Origin of the sequence: Kluyvera georgiana ATCC 51603, assembly GCF_001654985.1 — a bacterium.
GTDB lineage: Bacteria > Pseudomonadota > Gammaproteobacteria > Enterobacterales > Enterobacteriaceae > Kluyvera > Kluyvera georgiana.
Map to the genome: position 1 here is coordinate 1 of NZ_LXEU01000028.1, position 1,740 is coordinate 1,740.

Annotated in this window: 2 protein-coding genes and 1 pseudogene; all 3 read right to left on the reverse strand. The window is 36.4% G+C overall.

Annotated features, from left to right (window positions below):
* Nucleotides 1-728, reverse strand: a 728-nt coding sequence (locus tag M989_RS06010; protein WP_209438755.1) for a hypothetical protein, incomplete at its 3' end; no start/stop codon positions are given.
* Between the two features lie 4 nt (nt 729-732).
* A complete protein-coding gene (locus tag M989_RS06015) occupies nt 733-1,140 on the reverse strand; it encodes a hypothetical protein (protein WP_064543325.1) in 408 nt (135 codons plus the stop codon).
* A 156-nt stretch (nt 1,141-1,296) separates the two neighbouring features.
* Nucleotides 1,297-1,740: pseudogene (locus M989_RS25830) on the reverse strand (MobQ family relaxase); the annotation flags it as partial.

Here is a 1,740-nt window from a genome sequence, read left to right on the forward strand (position 1 = left end):
TCTCCCTTGCTGACGTTATAGTGATGGTCTGTAGATATTTTTCTTCCAAACCTGAAGCTCCCATTTACAACGCAGTGAGGCTGATGCGGTTCACCTGTAGGCAGTACGGCATGTTCTTCTTTCCCGAAAACAAAATGCTTTTTATCATCATCTATAAAATATTTTGTATTATAACTTGATTTTCTTCTTGGTTTTTTTCGCTTTCCTATCGCGAAAATTTGTTGTTTCACGCTATTATGAAAGTGTGATTCAAGAACATCATCTCGGTAAAGGCGGCATAGCTCTGCCAGTTCTGGAGCAATGAAATTTCTTCTAGGGAGGCGCATTGCTTGTTCAATGTCTGACGAGTTCATTTTCTCCATCGTAAATATGACCGATTTAAACAGTTTAGCTAAACGACTGGAAAAGAAATTGTGAATATTTCCATTCTTAACTTCAGAAGGATTAATACTTGTGCTTAGGATGGCATAGCGAATATTCTCACAATAGTTTTCTATCTCTTCAGTTATAAGACAGGTAGCATAGTCGAACCCATTAATTTCTTGCAATATGTGTGAGTCAACAGTGTATTTCCCGCTTGAAGTCAGTGGATTAAATGCATCAAATTTAAAATCACATTTTTTTGGTAATTTATCCCTTATTGCCTTGGGGATCAGGGATTCTTTGACAGCATTAAATTCTTTAATCAGATCAGTGTCTGAAGATATAAGGCCGACATAAACTCTCATACTGTTATTTAATCATTTTAACGAGAACTGAAACAGGAATTTGAACTTTTTCCTGATCTTTTTCAGGTAGTTTTTTAAGGACCTTTAGAAATTCAATTAATGCTTTTTCAGCATTGCGGTCGATGATTACTGATTGCTCATGTTTTTCATCTAACTCAGGGAATTTATATGATTCATCCTTAGGGAGAAGTGCTACTTTTGCCCTTTGATATGGATGTTCAATAAGTTTATATTTGCCCTCTGATTCTTTAATGAATTTTTTTAAAGAACGGCCTGAAAGAATATCTTTATAATCGGGTAAATTCTTCATTAAAAGTGGAGGTAGATTACTCAACAAAACTGGTTGTTTGTTTGTATTCCAGTGTTGTACTGCAATTTTCTCTAAAGTATCTATTAATTTTTCTTGTGTCATGATGGTTAATCCTGATTTATATGATCCCCCCATTTTCAATGTTAATACATACAAATGTCAACGTAAAAAAGCTGTGTATCGTTGAAAGTTGTACGCTTCATCAACAAAACTGATACCACCAACATCTCAAACACCTTCGTTAAGAAATGTGCATGTTCACTTTCCCGGCGGTCTGAACTTCGGATAGCGACTCCTTCTTGCATGTTCAGGTAGGGGGGTTGGCGTGAGGTCCATATAGTGATCACGTTCAGGTAGTCCAGTTTTAGGGCGACTTGGGAAACGACTGATCTCATCCGGTGTAGGCTTGTAATCATTTTGATTAAACTTTGCTTGTTTCTCATATTCAGTGCGAGGAATATAATGGCCTAATACATTATCATAGACATAGTTTTCAGTAATACGTTTATCATGTTCTTCACTGATAATATCAATTTCAGTTTTGTTCGTTTTAGCCCATATGAATTTGTCCCTGATAAAATTAACCAAAAGAGCTGTGAAGCGTTTAAAGATATTATCCTGACATGGATTAGCCTGTTTCCTCTTAATACGTACAGGGGCGCTTCTGAATGCCCAGCTTGGTATTTTAGAGGCGGGGGTTTT